Genomic DNA, 19973 nt, shown 5'->3' on the forward strand with positions numbered 1-19973 from the left:
GGGACGCTGGTGTGCGGCACTGAACCTACCCAAGGGTAACAAGTGGTTGATCCCGACAGCCGGCTTCGCTTGACCCTGACACTGTGACAGGGTTTCCACTGGTGCCTGGAGGTGGTCACCATCAACCCGACCCGTTCGAACCCGCCGGAGAGCCGACTGGTCGCAGCCCTGGCCGCCGGGCAGTCCTCGATCCGGCTCAGGGCCGCCCTGGCCGCCGGCACGCAGCCCGACCCCGCGATGCTGGAGGCACTCGTGCGACGGTGCGCGGTCGAGCCGGAGCTGTTCGTCCGCGAGATGCTCACCTGGGCGCTGACCCGGCTGCCGCCGGAGACGACGGTGCCCAGGCTCGTCGCCGAACTCGCCGCCGAGGCGGCCCAGGCCCGCAGTCAGGCGCTGCACACCCTGTCCAAGATCGGCGACCGCGGGGCGTACCCGGCGGTCGTCCGGTCGCTGCACGACGCGGACGACGAGGTGGCCCGCACCGCCTGGCGGGCCGCCGCCGTTTTGGTGCCCGACGACCAGCGGGAGCCGCTGGCCGCGGCACTGGCCGCCCAGCTCGGTCGCGGCGACCGGGAGATACGACGCAGCCTCAGCCGGGCCCTGGCCGCCCTCGACGACGTGGCCGAACCGGCCCTGCGGACCGCGGCGGCCAGCACCGACCCGGCGGTACGCGCGCACGCCCGCGCCACCGAGCTGCTGCTACGCGACCCGGAGGCCGACTTCGACGCCGCGGTCCAGGAGGCGAAGCGGATCGTCGCGCTCGGCCCCGACGGCGTCGGGGAACCGTTGCTCGGCCCCGACGGCGTCGGGGAACCGTTGCTCGGCCCCGACGGCGTCGGGGAACCGTTGCTCGGCCCCGACGGCGTCGGGGAACCGTTGCTCGGCCCCGACGGCGTCGGGGAACCGTTGCTCGGCCCCGACGGCGTCGGGGAACCGTTACTCGGCCCCGACGGCGTCGGGGAACCGGTGTGCTGATCGGTGAGGTGGCCCGCCGGTCGGGGGTGAGCATCCGGATGCTGCGGCACTACGACTCGCTCGGGCTGGTCCGCCCGACCGGCCGCACCACCGGCGGCTACCGGGAGTACTCGGCGCTCGACATCCGCCGGATCTTCCACGTGGAGAGCCTGCGGTCGCTGGGGCTGTCGCTGCGCCAGATCGGCCGGGCGCTGGAGGACCCCGCCCACACCCCGGCCGCCGTGGTCGGTGACCTGATCCGCTGGACCGAACAACGGCTGGCGCGGGACCGGGAACTGCTCGACCGGCTGCGGACCATCGACGCCTCGACCCCGTCGGACTGGTCGGACGTGCTGCGTGTCGTCGAGCTGATGCGGGGTCTCGACTCGCCCAGCGCCGCGCGCCGGCAGCAGAGCGTGCTGGTCCCGGCCGATGAGGTGCCGGTCCCCGCCGAACTGCTGGCCGCAGCCGTCCTGGCCGAGGCCGACCCGCACGTCGCCGGGGCGCTGCGGTGGGCGCTGGCCCGGGCGGGTGACGCCGGGGTGGCCCCGCTCGCCGCCGGGATCCGCTCCAGGCACGTCGAGGTCCGGCGGCGGGCGGTACGGGCGGTCGCCGAGCTACCCGGCGACGCGTCGACCGCCCTGCTCACCGAGGCCCTCGACGACCCGGACCCGACGGTCCGTCGGCCCGCCGCCCTGACCGTGGGCACCCGGGGCGGGGCCGGGGCCGTGCCCACCCTCGTCGCCATGGTGGTCGAGGGCGCCAACGACGTCGAGGCGGCCGAGGTGCTCGGGTCGCTGGCCGCCGCACCCGGCAACGCGGAGCGGATCGTCGGTGCCCTGGCCGACGAGTTCGCCGCCCACCCGGGGCAGCCGGCGGTGCGGATCCGGTTGACCCAGGCCCTCGTGGAGCTGCCCCCCGGGGTTGCCGACGGCCTCCTGCGGGAGTTGGCCCACGACGACGACCGGGTGGTCGCCGCCATCGCCTCGGCCCAGCTGGCAGCTGCCGGGGGATAGCCGGCCTATTCCCGCCAGCCGGTCAGCTCGACCCCCTTGGGGATCTCCACCCGGAACCCCAGGCCGATCTCGCCGCTCTCGCCCGGGCCCAACCGTAGCCGCCAGACCACCTCACCCAGTTCGCTGCGCTCGGCCGGCGGCGGCACCAGCGTGGTGTCCCGGACGACGACCGCCTCGTCGCGGGAGACCGGCAGCTGGTCGCGTACCTCGACGGTGGCCGGCCGGGGCGTGTGGTTGGCCACGGTGATCTGGTACTCGACGTCCCGCCGGCGGGTCGAGCCGAGGGTGGCCCGGGTCTCGGTCCGCCGGTGCAGCTTCCGCTCCACCCGCACCCGGTCGTCCACCCCCAGCGCCAACTCGGTCTCCTCGCCGGGGGCCCAGACGGGCAGCCGGGTGGTCGCGACGAAGTCGGCGCCGTGGAACACCGCCGCCGGGCCGGGCGGGAACGTGTGCGCGGAGGTGTTGCCGACGGTGGCCCGCAGGTGCGCCTCGGTGGCGCGAAGTGGCACGGTCACGTAGTCGGTGCGCGTCGGCAGCTCCAGGACGGCGATGGTGGCCCGGTGCGCGCTGCCGTCGGCCGGCACCGCCACCGGACGGGCCGGCCGGTAGGTGGCGGCGCTGATGCCCTGCTCCACCTCGGCGACCTGCTCCCGCACCTTCGGCCGGGGCCGACCGGCCCGCGCCGCGACCCCGGTGAGCGCCGGGCCCCCGCCCGGCGGTGGCGGCGAGCCGAACGAGGCCGTCGGCGCGGGCGGCGGCGGGGCGGGCCGGAACCGGTCCAGATACCAGGGCGACAACTCGGGTACGGCGGTCGCCGCCGCCGGCCGGGCGGTCGACAGCGCCAGCTCGCACTCCGGCCAGTCCTCCCCGGTGTCCTGGCTGACCAGCCCGAACCAGGTAACGGTCATGGTCTCCTCGACCAGCCGCAGGTCGTAGGAGGGCTGCCAACGGGCCCCGTCCACCAGGTAGCTGACCTCCAGGTCCAGCTCGGTGTCGTCGGCTGAGGCCGAGACGGTCACCTCGGCGGCCAGCCGGTCGGGCTCCCGCTTGCCGTGCGCCGCGTCCAGGTGCCGCTGGAGCACTGCCTGTTCCTCGGTCAGCTCGGTGCGCCGCCGGGCCAGCGCGCGTAGCCGGGCACGGGACTCGGCGAGCTGACCGGCCACCGAGTCGGTGAAGGCGGCCACGTCGGCCGGGCTCGCGTCGCCGCCGGCCAACGCCCGGGCGTACGTGCCACCGGCCCGCTCGGCCAGCCGGCCGAGGAACTCGCCGCGCTGCTGCTCGATCTCGTCGGCGTCGTCGATCTCGGCCAACTCCTCGGCCAGCTCCCGGTGCCGTTGCTCCCACCCACTCACCTGGTCGTCGGCGCTGCGGGCCTGCCGCCAGGTGGTCACGTCCACGCCCAGCACCGTGGCCGCGCCCCGGCCGCCGACCCGGATCGAGTCGCGGTGCAGCCCCAGCGGCAGTGGTGCCAGGCGTAACCGGTGTTCGCCGGCGGCCAGCCGGGCGCTGCCCCGGCGGGTGATCCGGGCCCGGTCCGGATAGACGGTGACGGCGACGATGGGTGCGTGCAACTCCGCTGTGGTCACGGCGGCGAGGGTAGTCCAACCGCGCCCGTACCGCCCTCCGTCGGCTGCGTAGGCGGCCGTAGTCCGGTGTAGCGCCCACGGTGGTAGAGCAACGGCGCGCCCCCGGTCTGCTGACCGGTCAGGGGTTCGGCCAGCACGATCACGTGGTCCCCGGCGGGCACCCGCTGCGTCACCCGGCAGAGCAGCCAGGCGATCGGACCGGGTAGCAATGGCACTCCGTACGGGCCGTTCCGCCAACCGGGGGATGCGGTGAACCGGTCGATCCCACTGGTGGCGAAGGTTCGGGCGATGTCCCGCTGATCCTCACCGAGCAGGTGCACCGCCACGTGCGCCGCGCCGGCCACGGCCGGCCAGCTCGAGGATGAGCGGGCCAGACAGAACGACACCAGCGGCGGTTGGAGCGACACCGAGGTGAACGAGGTGGCGGTGAATCCCACCGGCGGGGCACCTGCGGCGGTGACCACCGCGACGGATGCGGCCTGCTGGCGAAGAAGCGAGCGGAACGTCTCCGGACCTACCGGCTCGATCGGCTCGGCGGGGGCAGTCAAGACAATCCTCCTGATGGATGGGGCGGCTACCGTCGCGTCGACCGGTCCTGCCGGAATCAGCCGACCGCGTCGAGGCGGACGGCGATGGGTGCGCCACCCCGGACGAGCGTGTTGTAGATGGGGCACCGTGCGGTGAAGTCGTCGACGTAGCGTCGGCTCAGTTCCTCGGCGGTGCCGGAGAACCTGAAGCTCAGGTCGATCCACTCGAACCGGGTGCTGTCGTCCGCGTCGACCAGGTACGACGCGGACAGCTCCAGGTGCGGGTACGGCAACTCCCACTCCACCGAGCGAGCCGCGATCAGGTTCAGCGCACACCCCGCCAGGCCAGCCAGGAAGTAGTGCGCCGTGCCCGCGTGTTCGACGACGTCCAACAGCTTGCCGTTGTCGATGGTGAAGGTCACCTCCCCGCCGTCGGCCACGAACCGTCCCACCACCGGGGTCGTCCGCAGCGTCAACACGGCCGGCTGGCGCTCGGTGGCAGTGGTGCTCATGCCGCACCGCCGGTCTCGGTGGCCGCCGTACGCTCGGCCAACCGGTTCGGCGCGCTCGGGAGCCCGAGGTGCTCGCGCAGCGTCGAGGTCGTGTACTCGCTGCGGAAGACGCCTCGTCGCTGCAGCTCCGGCACCACCAGGTCGACGAAGGACGCCGCCGGTCCGGGCCAGTAGGGCTGGCAGATCGCCAGGCCGTCGAACGCCTGCTCCCGGAAGTTGGACTCGATGAAGTCGGCGAGGTCCGCGGCGTCACCCACGATCGCGGGCTGCGACATCGGGTTGTTGCCGAGGTAGTGGGTCAGGTCCTCCAGGGTGATGTCCTCGTCGTCGAAGCTCGCGATCGCGTTGTCGATGATCCAGGCCTTCTCCGGGGTGAGCGAGCGGTCGATCGCCGCCAGGACCCGGTCGGTGCCGGTGTGGCCGGACAGGTCGATGCCGAACTGGTCGGAGAGCACCTGCGGGATGAAGACGTTCGTGTTCAGATCCTGTACCTCACGGAACTTGGCGTGCGCGGCACGCGCGTTCTCCGCGACGTACGGGGTGATCCCCGCGATGAGCAGATGGTCCTCGGCCGGGCGGCCGTGCCGGACCACCCGGGACTTGACGTCGGCGTAGTACGCCCTGTTCCAGTCGGCGTGCCGCCACTGGATGAACCGCATCTCGGCGTACTTGGCGGCGTACTCCAGCGAGGGGACTGCGTAGATTTCCGTGTTTGACCTGGGTGTGGTCCGTTGGACAGGACGTCGATCCTGTCCAGGAAGGACCACGTCATGGCAGACAAGAAGAATCCGGTTCAGCTTCCGGGGCCGTCGGTGGCGGAGCGGGAGTTCGCCCAGCAGTTGGTCGAGCGGGCCAAGGCCGACGGAGTCTCGTTGGTCGGATCGGGTGGGCTCCTCGCCGGGATTACCCGCACCGTCCTGGAATCAGCGCTCGACGCCGAGTTGGACGCCCACCTCGACGACGCCGGTGTTGACGAGGAGACCGGTCGGCGGGTCAACATCCGTAACGGTCACGGGGTGAAGACGGTGCAGACCGAGGTCGGGCCGGTGCGGATCCAGGTCCCTCGGGACCGGGCCGGGTCGTTCACCCCGCGGATCGTGCCGAAACACGCCCGCCGCCTTGACGGCTTCAACGAGGCGATCCTGTCGTTGTACGCGAAAGGGTTGACGACCGGGGAGATCTCCGCGCATCTCGCCGATGTGTATGACGCCGAGGTGTCCCGGGAGTTGATCAGCCGGGTCACCGACAGTGTCCTGGCCGACATGGAAGCGTGGCGGCAACGCCCCCTGGACCGGATCTATCCGGTGGTGTTCATCGACGCCCTGGTGATGAAGATCCGCCAGGGGCAGGTCGCGAACCGACCCGTCTACGTCGTCGTGGGGATCAGCCTCGACGGGGAACGCGACGTGCTCGGCATGTGGGCCGGCACCGGCGGTGAGGGCGCCAAGCAGTGGGCCGCCTACCTCACCGAACTGCGTAACCGGGGCGTCGAGGACGTGTTCATGGTCTGCTCCGACGGACTCAAGGGCATGACCGACGCGATCGAACAGGTGTGGCCGCTCGCGGTGCATCAGCAGTGCGTCGTCCACCTCGTCAGAGCCAGCCTGCGCTACACCAACCGCAAGGACTGGCAGAAGATCACCCCCGCGTTGCGGGAGATCTACACCGCGCCCACGGTGGCCGCCGCCGAGACCCGGTTCGAGGCGTTCGCCGCCGAGTTCGGCGACCGCTACCCGGCCGTCATCAAGCTGTGGCGCCAGTCCTGGCCCCAGTTCGTGCCGTTCCTGGACTACAACCACGAGGTCCGCAAAGTCCTCTACACCACCAACATCATCGAGTCCCTGAACGCCCGGTTCCGGCAGGCCGCCCGCCGCCGCGGGCATTTCCCGACCGAGCAGGCCGCGATGAAGGTCCTCTACCTCGTCGTCCAGCAGAAACGCCGGGGCGGCGGGAGTATCACCGGCCGGGTCTACGGTTGGGCCAAGGCCCTCAACGCCCTGATCCTGGCCTACAGCGACCGGATCACCATCTAACAACCTCGATCACACCACAGGCCCAAACACGGAAATCGCCACACTCCCCGGCAACATCGATGCGACGACCGGTCTGGTGAACATCGGGGCGCGGGAGTACGACACGGTCGCGGGTCGTTTCGTGTCGGTGGATCCGATCATCGACGTCAACGATCCGCAACAGATGAACGGGTACGCGTACGCGAACAACAACCCGGTGTCGTACTCGGATCCGGACGGGTTGCGGGCGTGTGCGGACGACGCGTGTGGCCCGGGTGCGGACTACGAGGACATGTACGGCAACTACCACAAGGTCAAGGGGCACAACGACGGTTGTGGTGGGTGTTCGGGTGCGTACGATCCGGACGAGCCGAAGATCAATGTGCACAACAATCCGCGGGCGTCGGCGCAGGAGCGGGCGGTTGCGGCGCGGGCGGCGGCGGAGAAGGAGCGGCAGCGGCGGATCGCCGCGGCGAAGGCGAAGATGCTGAACGCCGCGAAGGCGTTGGCGAAGATCCTGATGGACGAGTTGGGCATCACCGACGCCCTGGACTGTTTCCTCAAGGGTGACATGGGTGGTTGCCTGGCGACGGCGGCGAACGTGGCGGGTGCCGCGATCGGTGGGGCGTTGGGCAAGTTGGCGGCCAGATACGGTGCGCCGTGGAAGTGGAAGAAGTTCGCGAACCTGACGAGCAGGGTGAAGGGTCTGCTCGGTGACCTGATCGGCGGGGTGAAGAGTTATCTCAAGTGTGCCAAGCACAGTTTTGCTCCGGGCACGCTGGTGCTGCTGGCGGATGGCTCGGTGCGTCCGATCGAGGCGGTGCGCACGGGAGACCGGGTCGTCGCCGAGGATCCCGAGACGGGTGCGGCCGGTGTCCGGGAGGTGGTGGCCACCCATGTCAACCTGGATGTGGAGCTTGCTGATCTGACCTTGTCGACGGTTGCCGGGCCGGTGCTGGTCGAGACGACGGTGGATCATCCGTTCTGGAGTCGGGACCGGTCGGCCTGGGTCGGGGCGGGTGGGCTGCGTGCCGGTGAGCGGATGCTCTCGGCCGACGGGGCGCCGGTGACCGTGTCGCAGGTCAGGTCCCACCTCGGCCAGCGGGTAATGTACGACCTCACCATCGACAACATCCACACGTACTATGTTCTCGCCGGCAACACTCCCGTGCTGGTGCACAACTGCGGTAGTCAGACGCTTTACCGGAGCGACACTCGGGATCCGAGCGAAATATTCGCCAATGGCTTCGAATCTCGTGGGGATAACATGGATGTTCTGGAACATGCCTCTGGGTGGTCGCGAGATTCTGGTTATGTTTCCACAACGACAAGCGAGCGCGTGGCGATAAACAGGGGTGGCAACGTCTATGAAGTGCGCGCGGATGGTGTGGATGTCAACAAGGAATTTCCAGGAAATCCCTTCTCGCATGAGCGTGAAGTAGCAGTTCCTAGAAGCATTGCACCGGAATGTATCGTCTCCTGTCGCTTGCCTGACGGTGCGCGGGTCGTGAATCCTAATTATGGCGGTGGGAGGTAACGTGGCAGCGATGTTTTACAAATTGTTGGCCACTGGATCCGACGGTGGGAACGCCCAGGTGGAGCTCACCTTGCTATCCGAGGATCCAGCGGCCCTTCAAGCTCGTTGGGGCCATGGGGAGCCTCGGAAATATTCGGGTGTTGACCTGTTTGAGTGTCTTATCTCAGTCCGCGCGGATCTTGAATCGCAAAGTCTGCTCCTGTGTTGCCAAGGGGCTAGGAGGAATGTAAGTCCATCCGGGATGACGCGTCAGATGAGCAATGGTCGGTTGGCGTACCTGCTTCCAGTTGGACGACCGGTGTCTGACGAGGACCTGGTTGACGTTTTTGCGCCGGCGGACTGTTCAGAGGTCGTATCAATTGCCGACCAGAAGGCGGAGATCGCTCGGATATTTCGGGGGCACTGAGCGGTTGCGTCGTTGCACGGTCAAGCGGGTCAGGCGGCGCCCTGACGGTCGTCGCCTGCCCTTGCCGTCACGGCTACGTTTCGTAGTCGGGGGTTGCCCGAGGGTGCGGTGGTCTTTCCGGGCTGTCGTCACGGTCGCCGTCAGTCCGGGACGCGTATCGGCATGCGTCGATTCCCGGGTCCAGGCGTCTGGATGCCGTGCCGCGTAGCGCCGCGGCGTCAATCGTCGGGGTCCTTGACGCCCGGGGGTCGGTGAACGGGTTCATTTTGACCCCGGGTCGTCGCCGTGGCGGTGGGTCGGTCCGGTATTGATGGGCGTGCGTGCCGGCCGTAGGCCTTGAGCGCGTGCGCGCGGCCCGGCTTCTGTCGGACCGCATCTCTTGATCCTGTAGAGCAGTTGTGACCCAGTCGGATCTTGGTCGAGGGCCTTGGTCCGGCTGGCTTACTGCTTCGGCGTGCGCTGGCAGCTGGTGCGGGAGCGCTTGCCGGGCGGCGTGGCACGCTCGTTGCTGCTGAGACGCCGCAGGTGTTCAGACTGCTGGGCGAAGTTGCCGCGGTCGGCCTGGTACTTGATTACGGCATCGATGAGGCCGTGGGTCTTGCTCTCACCGACGACTGACACCCGACCAGCCGCGCCCCGACCGGACCCTCATGCCGCTGACCGGTGGTGGGCTGCTGCAGCAGTTGACCAAGCGGTCCTGGAGTGGGCGTTGGACGGGGAGATCACCGATCACGCTCTTCTGCGGAACCGTTTTCCGGCGTATCGTTGAAGTTTGTTAACGAGAGGATTCGCAAGTCTGATGTCCATGGTGAGACAACAAGATCCAGACTTTCGTATATGCCACATCACCTTTGAGTCATTACTGGAAGTCCAGCGGGACGCGGAGAGTAGCGGCTTCGCCAGCAGGTGGACGTCACTCGATGCTCTTCGTGCTCAGGTAAAAGAGGACAGTGTTCTGGTGTCACCTTTAATGAGGGAGACGAGAGGTGGCCCGATCCGTGCCTACCGGTGCGCTGTCCTTTTTTCTGTGACGAGTGGGGGTGGTCGGGGTGGAGTTGCAACTATCGACATTTCTCCAGCGAGATTCGATTCGTTGACGCGTATAGATAGGGATCCAGACGTGAGGGAGGTTCTAGTAAATGTGTTCGCACTCGCATTGAGCGGAATTTCTACGGTGTCCAAGAATTAGTTTCTCAAGTGTCAACTTTCTTGCCCGGAAAATACCGTACTGAGTTTGCCAGGGTGAAGATTGTTGGCTGCGCTTCCCGGTGAACTTCATCGGCGATGTGCGTGGTTGTGGTTATTGGTGCGCCGGCCCGACGGGGATATCTGCCCGGTGGGCCGGCGCCGTCTTGGTGGCACATAGTCGGCCTCGGGATACGGTATGGACGTTTCTATGAATCGGCAAAGTGGCTCCAATTCGCGGACTATGTCCGGTCCGTAGGGCAAAGTGAGGGGTAGGCGCAGCGGCTTGGTGGCCATCTTGTGTTCTCCACAGGGCTGCGGCGGCGGTGCTGTGGCCAAGTTGGAAGCGTCGGACTAAGTCTGGCGCCTCTAACCGGGTCATACTGAAAGGAGTAGATCGGATGGCCTTGAGGTCAGGGTGAGGAGGGGCGCAGTAGTCTGCGATTGACCAGGCGGAAAGTGTGTTTGAAGAAGATGACGTGAATAGTTTAAATATGTCGAGAAGTGACTGATGGCCGACGGCTTCGTCAAGTGGGTAAGAAATGCCTCTACTGGCGATTCTTTTCAACGTCAGGTCACCCTGCTGAAGGGGTGGGGAGTTAATCTGGTTCATCCCGCGAAGGGCGTCGCAGTTCTACTCGATATCGACGGCAATGGCGTTGATGTCGCTCCGGAGCGCGTTGCCGAGTTGATCGGCCAACGAGTGGGTCGTGAAATTTCCGTGGAATGGTGGCTTTCTGCAGATATCGATGTTACGTGCAGTCATGTTTTCTATCCGCGCAACCAGGAAGTCCAGACCTATCATACTGATGGTCTCGAAAGTGCTGAGTGTGACGTCGTGGTTAGCGCAGTGCGGAACCTTTTTGACGCTGATCCGGAGAATTCCAAAGCTCTAGTGGTGGATGTTCGTGGCGATACTGTCGACTTCGAATGGGAGGAGTTTCTGCTATACGGGAAGGAGTGTGATGGTGGTGTGCTCGATACGACGGCGAAGACGATCCTTATCTCGGGTAACGCGGCCGGGCTTACTTCGCTCGCCCGTCACCTGCTCACCCTCGCGCAGCCCAGCGCACCGGCTGGATCGCACTTGGATTTCGACGACTACTGCGGCTGGTTCGAGGAAGGCTCTTTTGGGGTTCGGATCGAGCTGGAGTAGCGGCCTGCGTGTTCTCCGGCACCGCCACCGTCAGGCTATTGCATAGTCACGTGCCGGGTCGTTGGCCAGGGGTTTTGAGGCGTGTTTGGTGTTGGTGGAAGCGTAGGAAGCGGGTGAGGGCCTGTCGGTCAGGCCCAGGTCCCCGCACGCGCGTGTCAAGGTCACGAGCAGGCAAGCTGTTCCGCCCCGCCGCAATCACCGGGAGGGTGCGGTCAGCCCTTCAGGCCGGTGTGGGCCAGCCCCTCGACGAACTGCCGCTGGGCGAGCACGAAGATGACCAGGACCGGCACGGCGGTCATCGAGGCGGCCGAGAGCTGCACGTCCCACATCGGTCCGCCGTAGATGTCGACGAACTGGGTGAGCGCCTGGGGGAGGGTGAACTTCTCCGGTGAGGAGAGGAAGACGATCGGCTCCAGGAACAGGTTCCAGCTGTGCAGGAAGGTGAAGATCGCCACCGCGCCGAGGGCCGGCCGGGCCAGCGGCAACGCGATGCGCCAGAAGGTGCCGAGCCGGCCCAGCCCGTCGACCCGGGCGGCTTCCTCCAGCTCGCCGGGCAGGGTGATGAAGAACTGCCGCATGATGAAGGTGGCCAGCACGCTCGGCGCGCCGAAGATCGGCACCAGGATCAGCGGCCAGTGGGTGTCCACCAGGCCCCACGAGTTGAACATCCGGAACAGCGGCACGATGGTCACCTCGCTCGGGATGAGCAGCCCGACCAGCACCACCACGAAGAGCACGTGCTGGCCCCGGAAGCGGATCCGGGCGAAGGCGTACCCGGCGAGTGAGGAGACGGCCAGGGTGCCGATGGTGACCACGGCCGCGATGTAGGCGCTGTTGAAGTACTGCTGCGCGAAGGGTTGCAGCTCGAAGACCCGCCGGTACGCCGCGAGGCTGGCGTCGGTGGGGAAGAGCGACGGTGGGAAGGCGAAGATGTCGCTGACCGGCTTGACCGACGAGGTGACCATCCACCAGGTGGGGAAGACGAACGGGACGGCCAGCAGGCAGAGTGCGCCGTAGAGCGCGACCCTGACCCGGGCGGGGAGCCTACTGTTCATGGTGGACCCACCTTCTGCGCATCCGCCACTGCACGACGGTGAGCACCAGCACGATCAGGAAGAGCAGCACCGACAGGGTCGCGCCGTAGCCGAACTGGTGGAACTGGAACGCCTGCTGGTAGAGGTAGTAGACGAGCACCGTGGTCGAGGTGCCGGGCCCGCCCTGGGTGAGCACGGCGATCTGGGCGAACACCTGCAACGAGCCGACCACGGTGATGATCGAGGTGAGCAGGATGGTCGGGCTGATCAGCGGCACGGTGATCCGCCGGAACCGGGTCCAGGCGCCGGCGCCCTCGACCCGGGCGGCCTCGTACAGCTCCGCCGGCACGCCCTGCAGGGCGGCCAGGAACAGCACCATGTTCAGACCGACGTTCTTCACCACCTGCACCACGACCACCGACAGCAGGGCGGTGGTGTCGCCGCGCAGCCAGTTCGGGCCGTCCACGCCGACCGCGCCGAGCGCCCCGTTGACCCCGCCGTTGTCCTGCAGCAGGAAACCCCAGACGATCGTCCAGGCCACCAGCGAGACCACCACCGGGGAGAAGAACAGCGTCCGGAACACCACGGTGCCGCGTAGCCGCTGGTTGAGCAGCACCGCCAGGAGCAGGGCCAGGCTGAGGTTGAGCGCCACCAGGCCGACCGAGAACAGCCCGGTGGCCCGCAGCACCGACGGCAGGTTCGCGTCCTCGGCCAGGCTCCGGTAGTTGTCCGGGCCGACGAACTCGAAGGTGCCGGCGAGCACGTTCCACTCGTGCAGGCTGTACCAGAACACCAGGCCGAGGGGGACCAGCACGAACAGCACCGTGCCGACCAGCTGGGGGGCGACGAAGAGCAGGCCGGCGAGGTGGTCGCGGCGGCGGTTGGTCCACCAGCCGCGCCGGGGCGCCGCGGCGGGCCGGTCTCCGGCCCGCCGCGGGGTGTCCCTGGTCAGGACCGACATCCGGGTTCGCCTACTTCGCCAGCAGCGGGTTGATCGCCGCGCAGGTGCCCTGGAGTACGCCCCGCACGTCGGCGTCGGGACGCCACAGCGGGTCCAGCGCGGCCCGTACCGCCTGGCTCAGCTCGGCCTGGCCGGTGTGGCTGGGCTTCACCACGCCCTCGGCGATCCCGTCGAGCACCACGTCCTGCAGCTGCTTCGGGCTCAGCAGCGGGTTGGTCTTGGCGAGCGTCTCGGCGGTCAGCAGCGAGGTGCGCGGCGGCGGGAAGAACTGGGCCAGCTTCGCCGAGTTGGTGGGGTTGGTCAGGTACGCCAGGAAGTCGGCGGCGGCCTCGGCGTTGCGGCCCTGCTTGAGCACGCCCATGCCGCCCTGGCCGATGACCGCGTACTCGCCCTTCGGGCCGGCCGGCAGCGGCACCAGGTCCCAGTCGAACTTCTGGTCGGCCAGCAGGGAGGCCCGGGAGATCTGGGTGATGGTCATGGCGGCCTCACCGGCGAAGAAGTCGGCGGTGGTGCCCGGTCCGGGCAGTGCCTTGTCGACGAAGATGCCCCGGTGCAGGGCGGTCATCGCCTCGACCATCTCCGGGGAGTCGAAGCCGCAGGTCTTGCCGTCCTCGCTCCACGCCTGGGCGCCCCAGCCGGTCCACACGGTGGAGAGGAAGTCCCAGTTCTTGTAGTCGAAGTCGCGGACCACCAGGCCGGCCTTGCCGGTCTTCGCCTGCACCGTCGAGGCGGCGGACAGCGCGTTCGGCCAGGTCCACTGGCCGCCGGCGATCAGCTCCGCCGGCTTCTTCGCCCCGGCGGTGGTCAGCAGGTCGGTGTTGACGAAGACCCCGAACGGCGAGGTGGAGAAGGGGTACGCGTACAGCTTGCCGTCGGTCTGCCACAGCTTCGTCGCGGCCGGGGTCAGCTCGTCGAAGGCGTACCCGTCGGTGGCCTTGAGGGTGTCGTCCAGCGGGACCAGCGCGCCGGAGTTGACGAAGTCGGGGGCCGAGTTCTCCAGCACCCAGGCCAGGTCGGGTGGGTTGCCGCCGGCGATCTGGGTGGTCAGCGTGGTGGTGTAGGTCTCGAACGGCAGCGGGTCGAAGGTGATCCCGGCGACGTTCGGGTTGGCCGCGGTGTACTCGGCGGCGATCTCGTTGAACAGTTTCAGGTGGGCCTCGTTCGCCGACCAGGTGGTCATCCGCAGGGTGACCGGGCCGTCGGACTCGGCGGAGTCGCCGCCACAGGCGGTCAGGCCGAGCAGCGCGCTGAGCGCGACGACGGCCGTCAACCGGATCCTCATCTGGGTGTGTCCTTCCTCAGTAGCCGGTGATGTCGGGCCAGCGCAGCTCGACACCCGCGTCGGCGAGGCGGTGCTGGAAGTCGGCCAGCAGGCCGGGGGTGTAGCGCACCGCACGGGGGGTGACCCGCCGGGCCAGGCAGAAGTCGGCGAGCAGGCCGGCGACCTCGCCGATGTTCCACTCCACCGGGTGCAGGCGGTACGAGCCGTTGGTGATGTGGGTGGTGCCGATGTTCTTGCCGGCGGGCAGCAGGTTCTCCACCCGCCGGGGGATCAGCGCGCCGAGCGGGATCTCGAACGGGCAGGAGGCCACGTCTACGTAGTTGTCGCCGCCGGTGGAGGGGTGCAGGTCGATGCGGTACATGCCGACGCCCACCGAGTCGGCGTAGCTGACCGCGCCCTTGTCGCCCCGGACCGCCAGGGAGAGGTCCTGCTCGACCACTGTGTACTCGGCGCGGATGCGCCGGGACTCGCGCACGTAGGGGGCCTGGGACAGGCCGCTGTGGGTGAGGTCGCCACCGGTGGCGGCGGTGCCGTTGCCGGTGACGTCGCCGCGCAGCCGCAGGCTCGGGAAGCCGGTGCCGCCGTCGGTGCGGGGGGCCTCGGTCTGCAGCCAGTACAGCACCGACAGGGACAGCTCCCGGGCCGCCGCGATGACCGCGTCGGGGTCGGCCACGTCGATCAGCGGCTGCTCGAAGTAGTCGATCATCGGCCAGTTGACCAGGCAGATGTCGCTGTCGTACGCCCCGGGCAGGAAGTTGCGCCGGGCGGCGATGCGCCGGAACGTCCACAGGTTGCCGTCGCCGGGGTTGACCCGCTGGTCGGCCTGGACCAGCCAGGGGTCGTCGTCGGGGTTCGGGGTGAAGCTGCGCTCGGAGATCTCCAGCGTGCGCGGGTTGGGGGAGCGGAACGACAGCATCCGGTCGCCCCAGTACGGCGGTTGGTAGTCCCGCCAGAAGTCGTACGCCGCGGGTTTGTCGATGGTGTGGTCGCCGTCGACGTGGTCGACCGCGAAGCAGACCGACACGGCCTGCATGTTGGTCGGCTGGGCCTGCTCGGGCGCGCTCGGCTCGCCGGTGTCGGCCCGGGACTCGAAGCCGGTGACGTACTCGGTGCCGGTCAGCGGCAGCAACTCGCCGGTCTCGGTGGCGTCCAGCACGTACGGCGCGTTCAGGTGCAGCCGCTCGCCGGTGTCCCGGTGCTGCACGGTGACCCCGGTGACCCGGTCGCCGTCGGTGTCGGCGGCCACCGGCCGGTACGGCTGCAGCACCCGCAACCGCCCGGACCCGCGGTACGGCGCCAGCATGTTCTCCAGCACCGCCACCGCCACCCGGGGTTCGTGGCAGAGCCGGCTGACGTGGCCGGCGCCCGGGTTCAGCGCGGTGCTGCGTCGGGCCCGGTCGGTCAGCGGGTACCAGTTGCGGTAGTGCTCCCGGATGCCCTCGCGCAGCGCCCGGTAGCTGGCGGTGACGCCGAAGTGCTCCACCCAGGAGTGTTCGTCCGGGGGCACCGCCTGGCTGGTGAGCTGCCCGCCGAGCCAGGCGTACTCCTCGGTCAGCAGTACGGTGCGGCCGGCGCGCAGCGCGGCCAGGGCGGCGGCGACGCCGCCGAGTCCACCGCCGACGATCAGTACCTCGGCCTGCATCTCGGGCACGGTCCGTCCTTTCCGGGGGGTGGGGGTGGCCGCCCGCGTGAAGGTGGCGGCCGCAGGGGTGTGGTCAGGGGCGGGGTGGGGCCAGGGTGGTGCCGTCGACCGGTTGGCAGGGCAGCAGCCGTTGGGTCACCGTGTCGGGCAGCGCGGCGAGCAGCCCGGTGAGCACCTCGACGGCCTGCCAGCCCATCTCGCGGCGGGGGATCCGGAAGCCGGTGAACTCCCGGTCGCTGCTGGTCGGCCGGGTCGGGTCGCCCAGGGTCAGGATGGACAGGTCGGTGGGGACGGCCAGGCCCCGGTCGTGGGCGACGGCGGCGAGGGCGACGCCGTCGGCGTACTCCTCGACCACCACGGCGGTGACCCCGTCGGCCAGCAGCGGGTCGAGCAGGTCGGCCGGGTCGCGGTCGGTCGACAGGTGCCGGGCCGGCAGCCCGGCCGCGTCCAGGGTCTCGCGGTAGCCGGCGAACCGGTCGGCGGGGGACTCCGGGCCGGTGGCGCCCTGACCCAGGTACGCCAGCTCGCGGTGGCCGGCGTCGAGGGCCCGACGGACCACGGCGGCGGTGGCGGCGCGGTAGTCGGCACCGACGTAGGGCACCGGTCCGCCGGCGTCGTCGCGCCGGCCCACCGACACGAAGGGGTGTCCCTCGGCGACCAGCCGGGCCAGCTCCTCGGGGTCGAGGGAGCGGCCGAGCAGTATGCAGCCGTCGGCCAGCCGGAGCCGGTTGTCGTGGTGGAAGATGCGGCGTCGGCCGTCGGTGACCGGGGCGCTGGTGAGCAGCAGCAGGTCGCAGCCGAGCCGTTCGGCGGACTCCTCGATGCCGACCAGGAACGGGTGGTAGAAGTCGCCGGTGCCGGCCGGGAAGACCGGCTCGTAGGTGAACACGCCGAGGATCCGGTTGTGCCGGGCGGCGAGCCGGCGGGCCACCGGGTCGGCGACGTACCCGGTGGTGCGGATGGCGGTCAGCACCCGGTCGCGGGTGTCCGGGGCGATCCGGACGGTGCCGTCGTCGCGGCCGTTGAGCACCAGGGAGACGGTGGCCTGGCTGACGCCGGTCATCCGGGCGATGTCCTGCTGGGTCACCCGCCTACGCGATCCGGTCACGCTCGGTGTCCAATCGTTTCAGTGCTAATACGCATTAGCGACGTTGGTGTGAAATCCTGCGACCCGGTCCCCGCCGCCGTCAACCCTCGGCGACCGAAAACTTCTCGGCCGCAAGCGCGTGATAATCCGTATTAGCGCCTTGACGCTGGCCCGCGGACCGCCGCAGACTCATCGATCACGAGGCCCGCTCCCTCGTCGAGCGGGATCTCACACACGGTCACTGACGGTGGGGAGATCCGATGGAGAACGAACCCCTGCGCAGCCCGTCCGCGTCACCCGGTCCGGCCGCGGTGAGCCGCCGCGGCCTGCTGCGCGGCGCGGCCCTGCTCGGCACCGCGACCGCCGCCGGCACCGCGCTCGGTGGCACCCTCGCCGCCGGTTCCGCCCTCGGCGGACCGGCCGGTTTCCCCAGCTACCGGTACGTCCGCGACGCGTTCGCCCGACCGCTGGCCTACGACCCGACCGGCGAGACGATCTTTCCGTGCGTGCGTGGGGTCTACGACAAGATCTCCGGCGCCCGGGGGCGGTACTACCTCTACTACGCCCCGCACGACGCCCCCGGCGGCATCTGCCTGGCCTACGCCGACCGGCTGGAGGGCCCCTACACCGAGCACCCGGGCAACCCGATCGTGGACCGGCGGCTGCCCACCACCACGGTCAGCCACGTCTCCTCGCCGCACGTGGTGTGGAACGACTCCAGCCGGGAGTTCTTCCTCTACTTCCACGGCGAGAACACCACCACCCGGGTGGCCCGCTCCCGCGACGGCATCACCTTCACCGACGAGACGCCGATCCTGAGCACCCGCCTGGTGCCGAACACCACCGAGACCTCGTACGCCCGGGTCTTCGCGCACCGGGTGGCCGGGCGGAACAACACGTACGTCATGCTCTTCATGGGCGCGCACACCGTCGGCCCCGGCACCCGCAAGATCTTCTGGGGGTGGTCGCCGAACGGGTGGGACCAGTGGCAGTTCGCCCCCAATCCGCTGGTCTCGCCGGCCGGCGACGGGCTGACCGACATCTCCGGCCCGCACCTGCTGACCCGCAACGGCACCACGTACGTGGCGTACCACGGCAACGACGGGCGGATCCGGATCACCGAGGTCGGCAACAACTTCGACCGGGAGGTGCACCTCGGGGTCTTCCACGCCCCGGTTGCCTCGGACAACGGCCGGGTCGCCGCGCCCAGCTTCGGCACCGACGGCGGCGTGTCGTACATGCTCTACGAGGCCGGCCCCCGCCTGGACGCCCGGATCTGCGTCGCCCGCGCCGGCTGACCCCGCCGGGGCTCAGGCCAGCAGGATCTCCCGCATCCGCGCGCCCGGGTTGAACCGGCCGACCACCCGGGCGACGGCCGGATCCAGCACGTCCAGGGTGTTGTTGCGGCGCATCAGTTCCCGGACCGCCGGGGGCAGCCGGGGTGGATCGTCCATCGTGGCGAGCACCTGGGCGGCGGTCGAGATGAGCGAGTCGGCCAGGGTGGCGGCATCGGTGTCCAACCGCACCCGGCCGTACTCCCAGCCGGCGGTGGTGAGGTCGAGCACCTCGAACACCCGGGTCACCACCGGGACCGGGTCGGTGACCCGGTCCAGCCGGTCGGCGTTCGCACCGACGACCGCGACGGCGGCGGTCACCTGCGCGTACGGGTGGAGGCCGGACGGCAGGGCGAACAGCGGCCAGCGCAGCGCGTGGCCGGCCTCCTTCCACAGCGGCCGGTAGTTACGGCGGTGCACCAGCAGTCGGCGCCCGGTGCGCCGGTGCACCTCGTGGGCCTGGGCCTGCAGGTCCGCGTGGGCCTCGTCGGCGGCGTCACCGACGATCCGCGCCGCCACCACCAGGCCGTCGTCGTCACCGAGCAGCTGGGCGACCGCGCCTACCTGGTCGGCGAACCGGACCCGCGCATGGTCGCCGTAGCGGCCCCGGACCTCGCGGAGCAGTTCCTGCTGTCGTACCGGATCCAGCTGGACCTGCCTGCCACCCAGTAACTGCCGGAGCCACCGCATCTCGCCTCGTTTCAGCAGCCGTCGCGGACCGCGGCAATGCTAGTGCGTCGCGGCCGCCCGGTGCGGCGGTGGGGGGTGACCGAGCGTTGAAAAATCGACATCAGTCGTTTGACGTGTGATGTCTGGGCCGCTAGTCAGCGGCGCAGCCGCACCGGGTCCGCGGAGCCGCCCCGACGGACCAGCCAGGCCTCGGTGATGTGGGTGAACATCGCCTGCGCGGCACCCTCCGGGTCGTGCGCGGCGATCCGCTCGTAGATGAGCCGGTGCCCACGGTTGGACGCCGCGCAGAGCGCGGGTTCGGTCCGGCCCATGTAGCGGACGGTGTTGACGACCTGGCTCTCCAGCGCCCGGACGACGCCCCGGGCGATGCGGTTGCCGGAGGCCTGCATGACCGTGTCGTGGAAGGCCCGGTCGTGCTCGTGGTAGGTGACGTGGTCGTCGAGCAGCTCGTCCATCCGCTCCACCATGGTCCCCAGCCGGTCGACGGTCTCGGCGTCGGCGAGGCGGGCCGCGACGTTGGCCATGTCGGACTCCAGCAGTCGCCGGGTCACCACGAGGTCGTCGAGGATCGCCAGGCTGTCGTCCTTGGCGATGGTGGCGGCCAGGACGAGCTCGTCGAGCATGTCCCACATCGCCGACGGGGTGACCATGGTGCCCGCACCCTGGCGGACCTGGACCAGGCCCTTCTCCTGGAGGATCTTGACCGCCTCCCGCACGACGGTCCGGCTCACCGAGAAGGTCCGGCAGAGCGCCGGCTCCGGCGGCAGCGGTGTACCGGACGGGTGCACCCCCGCGACGATGCGCTCCACCAGCTCGGCGGTGACGGCCCTGGCGAGGTTGGTCGGCCGGCGCGACCAGGTCGGAGCGGGCAGGGCGGTCTCCTGCGGTGGCGACATGTTCTTCCTCCGGGTGGCCCGCCGTGGGCCCGGCGTCCGTGGGTCAGTCTACGGCGGAGGATGGACGTGATACGTCATACGATCTACCTTTCGGTCTGTGATGGATGATCGGGCCGTCGTCCTGCCGTCGTCGCGCCACGAGGTGTCACCCGCCGG

General features: G+C 69.3%; 16 protein-coding genes and 2 pseudogenes. 6 read left to right on the forward strand and 12 right to left on the reverse strand.

The window, feature by feature from the left end:
- Window positions 1-120 precede the first annotated feature (120 nt).
- A pseudogene (locus GA0070617_RS14060) lies at window positions 121-753 on the forward strand (HEAT repeat domain-containing protein); the annotation flags it as partial.
- A 215-nt stretch (window positions 754-968) separates the two neighbouring features.
- Window positions 969-1970 carry a MerR family DNA-binding transcriptional regulator gene (locus GA0070617_RS14065; protein ID WP_091437381.1) on the forward strand — a complete coding sequence of 334 codons (1002 nt, stop codon included), beginning with the start codon at window positions 969-971 and terminating at the stop codon, window positions 1968-1970.
- Between the two features lie 5 nt (window positions 1971-1975).
- Here the strand turns inward: GA0070617_RS14065 and GA0070617_RS14070 are convergent, their stop codons facing one another.
- The 4 genes from GA0070617_RS14070 to GA0070617_RS14085 are packed head-to-tail and all read right to left on the reverse strand — an operon-like array spanning window position 1976 to window position 5254.
- On the reverse strand, window positions 1976-3556 hold the full coding sequence (locus GA0070617_RS14070; protein ID WP_091437386.1) for a DUF4139 domain-containing protein: 1581 nt from the start codon (window positions 3554-3556) through the stop codon (window positions 1976-1978).
- Window positions 3553-4104 (reverse strand): flavin reductase family protein, encoded by a 552-nt coding sequence (locus tag GA0070617_RS14075; RefSeq protein WP_091437389.1) that lies wholly within the window; start codon window positions 4102-4104, stop codon window positions 3553-3555. The genes GA0070617_RS14070 and GA0070617_RS14075 overlap by 4 nt, the downstream gene beginning before the upstream one ends.
- 56 nt (window positions 4105-4160) lie before the next feature.
- Window positions 4161-4595 (reverse strand): OsmC family protein, encoded by a 435-nt coding sequence (locus tag GA0070617_RS14080; RefSeq protein ID WP_091437394.1) that lies wholly within the window; start codon window positions 4593-4595, stop codon window positions 4161-4163.
- Window positions 4592-5254 (reverse strand): LLM class oxidoreductase, encoded by a 663-nt coding sequence (locus tag GA0070617_RS14085; protein ID WP_091437398.1) that lies wholly within the window; start codon window positions 5252-5254, stop codon window positions 4592-4594. Before GA0070617_RS14085 ends, GA0070617_RS14080 begins: the two co-directional genes overlap by 4 nt.
- 111 nt (window positions 5255-5365) lie before the next feature.
- Here GA0070617_RS14085 and GA0070617_RS14090 point away from each other — a divergent pair, with 111 nt between their 5' ends.
- Together GA0070617_RS14090 and GA0070617_RS14095 are read left to right on the forward strand one after the other, a co-directional pair.
- Window positions 5366-6628, forward strand: a complete 1263-nt coding sequence (locus GA0070617_RS14090) for an IS256 family transposase (RefSeq protein WP_091435527.1) — start codon at window positions 5366-5368, stop codon at window positions 6626-6628.
- Window positions 6629-6674: 46 nt separating this feature from the next.
- Window positions 6675-8144: pseudogene (locus tag GA0070617_RS14095) on the forward strand (polymorphic toxin-type HINT domain-containing protein); the annotation flags it as partial.
- Window positions 8145-8991: 847 nt separating this feature from the next.
- On the opposite strand, the gene GA0070617_RS30560 reads toward GA0070617_RS14095, so the two are convergent.
- Window positions 8992-9171 carry a hypothetical protein gene (locus GA0070617_RS30560; RefSeq protein ID WP_175440528.1) on the reverse strand — a complete coding sequence of 60 codons (180 nt, stop codon included), beginning with the start codon at window positions 9169-9171 and terminating at the stop codon, window positions 8992-8994.
- Between the two features lie 1075 nt (window positions 9172-10246).
- On the opposite strand from GA0070617_RS30560, the gene GA0070617_RS29910 reads away from it, so the two are divergent.
- The gene (locus GA0070617_RS29910) at window positions 10247-10891 is read left to right on the forward strand and encodes an Imm32 family immunity protein (RefSeq protein ID WP_139135661.1); all 645 of its coding nucleotides are present in this window, start codon (window positions 10247-10249) and stop codon (window positions 10889-10891) included.
- A 212-nt stretch (window positions 10892-11103) separates the two neighbouring features.
- On the opposite strand, the gene GA0070617_RS14115 is transcribed toward GA0070617_RS29910, so the two are convergent.
- The 5 genes from GA0070617_RS14115 to GA0070617_RS14135 all read right to left on the reverse strand — a co-directional run bounded on the left by GA0070617_RS14115 (window position 11104) and on the right by GA0070617_RS14135 (window position 16897).
- The gene (locus GA0070617_RS14115) at window positions 11104-11946 is read right to left on the reverse strand and encodes a carbohydrate ABC transporter permease (protein ID WP_091437416.1); all 843 of its coding nucleotides are present in this window, start codon (window positions 11944-11946) and stop codon (window positions 11104-11106) included.
- Window positions 11936-12886 carry a carbohydrate ABC transporter permease gene (locus tag GA0070617_RS14120; protein WP_091437420.1) on the reverse strand — a complete coding sequence of 317 codons (951 nt, stop codon included), beginning with the start codon at window positions 12884-12886 and terminating at the stop codon, window positions 11936-11938. The genes GA0070617_RS14115 and GA0070617_RS14120 overlap by 11 nt, the downstream gene beginning before the upstream one ends.
- 10 nt (window positions 12887-12896) lie before the next feature.
- Window positions 12897-14168, reverse strand: coding sequence for an ABC transporter substrate-binding protein (locus tag GA0070617_RS14125; protein WP_091437423.1), 1272 nt, complete (start codon window positions 14166-14168; stop codon window positions 12897-12899).
- 16 nt (window positions 14169-14184) lie between these two features.
- Window positions 14185-15810, reverse strand: coding sequence for an FAD-dependent oxidoreductase (locus tag GA0070617_RS14130; RefSeq protein WP_091446385.1), 1626 nt, complete (start codon window positions 15808-15810; stop codon window positions 14185-14187).
- Between the two features lie 73 nt (window positions 15811-15883).
- Complete coding sequence (locus GA0070617_RS14135) at window positions 15884-16897, reverse strand: LacI family DNA-binding transcriptional regulator (protein ID WP_229688626.1); 1014 nt, start codon at window positions 16895-16897, stop codon at window positions 15884-15886.
- A gap of 260 nt (window positions 16898-17157) precedes the next feature.
- Here GA0070617_RS14135 and GA0070617_RS14140 point away from each other — a divergent pair, with 260 nt between their 5' ends.
- Complete coding sequence (locus GA0070617_RS14140; protein ID WP_091437431.1) at window positions 17158-18195, forward strand: glycoside hydrolase family protein; 1038 nt, start codon at window positions 17158-17160, stop codon at window positions 18193-18195.
- 12 nt (window positions 18196-18207) lie between these two features.
- Here the strand turns inward: GA0070617_RS14140 and GA0070617_RS14145 are convergent, their stop codons facing one another.
- Window positions 18208-18921, reverse strand: coding sequence for a hypothetical protein (locus GA0070617_RS14145; RefSeq protein ID WP_091437434.1), 714 nt, complete (start codon window positions 18919-18921; stop codon window positions 18208-18210).
- A gap of 134 nt (window positions 18922-19055) precedes the next feature.
- A complete protein-coding gene (locus GA0070617_RS14150) occupies window positions 19056-19817 on the reverse strand; it encodes a FadR/GntR family transcriptional regulator (protein WP_091437437.1) in 762 nt (253 codons plus the stop codon).
- Between the last annotated feature and the right edge of the window lie 156 nt (window positions 19818-19973).

Origin of the sequence: Micromonospora yangpuensis, from assembly GCF_900091615.1 — a bacterium.
In the GTDB taxonomy this organism is placed as follows: Bacteria; Actinomycetota; Actinomycetes; order Mycobacteriales; family Micromonosporaceae; genus Micromonospora; species Micromonospora yangpuensis.

What these genes read in the sequence shown, in the direction of transcription:
- GA0070617_RS14080 (WP_091437394.1), bottom strand. Translation starts at nt 4,595, where the DNA reads ATGAGCACCACTGCCACCGAGCGCCAGCCGGCCGTGTTGACGCTGCGG.
- GA0070617_RS14085 (WP_091437398.1), bottom strand. Translation starts at nt 5,254, where the DNA reads ATGCGGTTCATCCAGTGGCGGCACGCCGACTGGAACAGGGCGTACTAC.
- GA0070617_RS14090 (WP_091435527.1), top strand. Translation starts at nt 5,366, where the DNA reads ATGGCAGACAAGAAGAATCCGGTTCAGCTTCCGGGGCCGTCGGTGGCG.
- GA0070617_RS29910 (WP_139135661.1), top strand. Translation starts at nt 10,247, where the DNA reads ATGGCCGACGGCTTCGTCAAGTGGGTAAGAAATGCCTCTACTGGCGAT.
- GA0070617_RS14115 (WP_091437416.1), bottom strand. Translation starts at nt 11,946, where the DNA reads ATGAACAGTAGGCTCCCCGCCCGGGTCAGGGTCGCGCTCTACGGCGCA.
- GA0070617_RS14120 (WP_091437420.1), bottom strand. Translation starts at nt 12,886, where the DNA reads ATGTCGGTCCTGACCAGGGACACCCCGCGGCGGGCCGGAGACCGGCCC.
- GA0070617_RS14125 (WP_091437423.1), bottom strand. Translation starts at nt 14,168, where the DNA reads ATGAGGATCCGGTTGACGGCCGTCGTCGCGCTCAGCGCGCTGCTCGGC.
- GA0070617_RS14130 (WP_091446385.1), bottom strand. Translation starts at nt 15,810, where the DNA reads ATGCAGGCCGAGGTACTGATCGTCGGCGGTGGACTCGGCGGCGTCGCC.
- GA0070617_RS14140 (WP_091437431.1), top strand. Translation starts at nt 17,158, where the DNA reads ATGGAGAACGAACCCCTGCGCAGCCCGTCCGCGTCACCCGGTCCGGCC.
- GA0070617_RS14145 (WP_091437434.1), bottom strand. Translation starts at nt 18,921, where the DNA reads ATGCGGTGGCTCCGGCAGTTACTGGGTGGCAGGCAGGTCCAGCTGGAT.
- GA0070617_RS14150 (WP_091437437.1), bottom strand. Translation starts at nt 19,817, where the DNA reads ATGTCGCCACCGCAGGAGACCGCCCTGCCCGCTCCGACCTGGTCGCGC.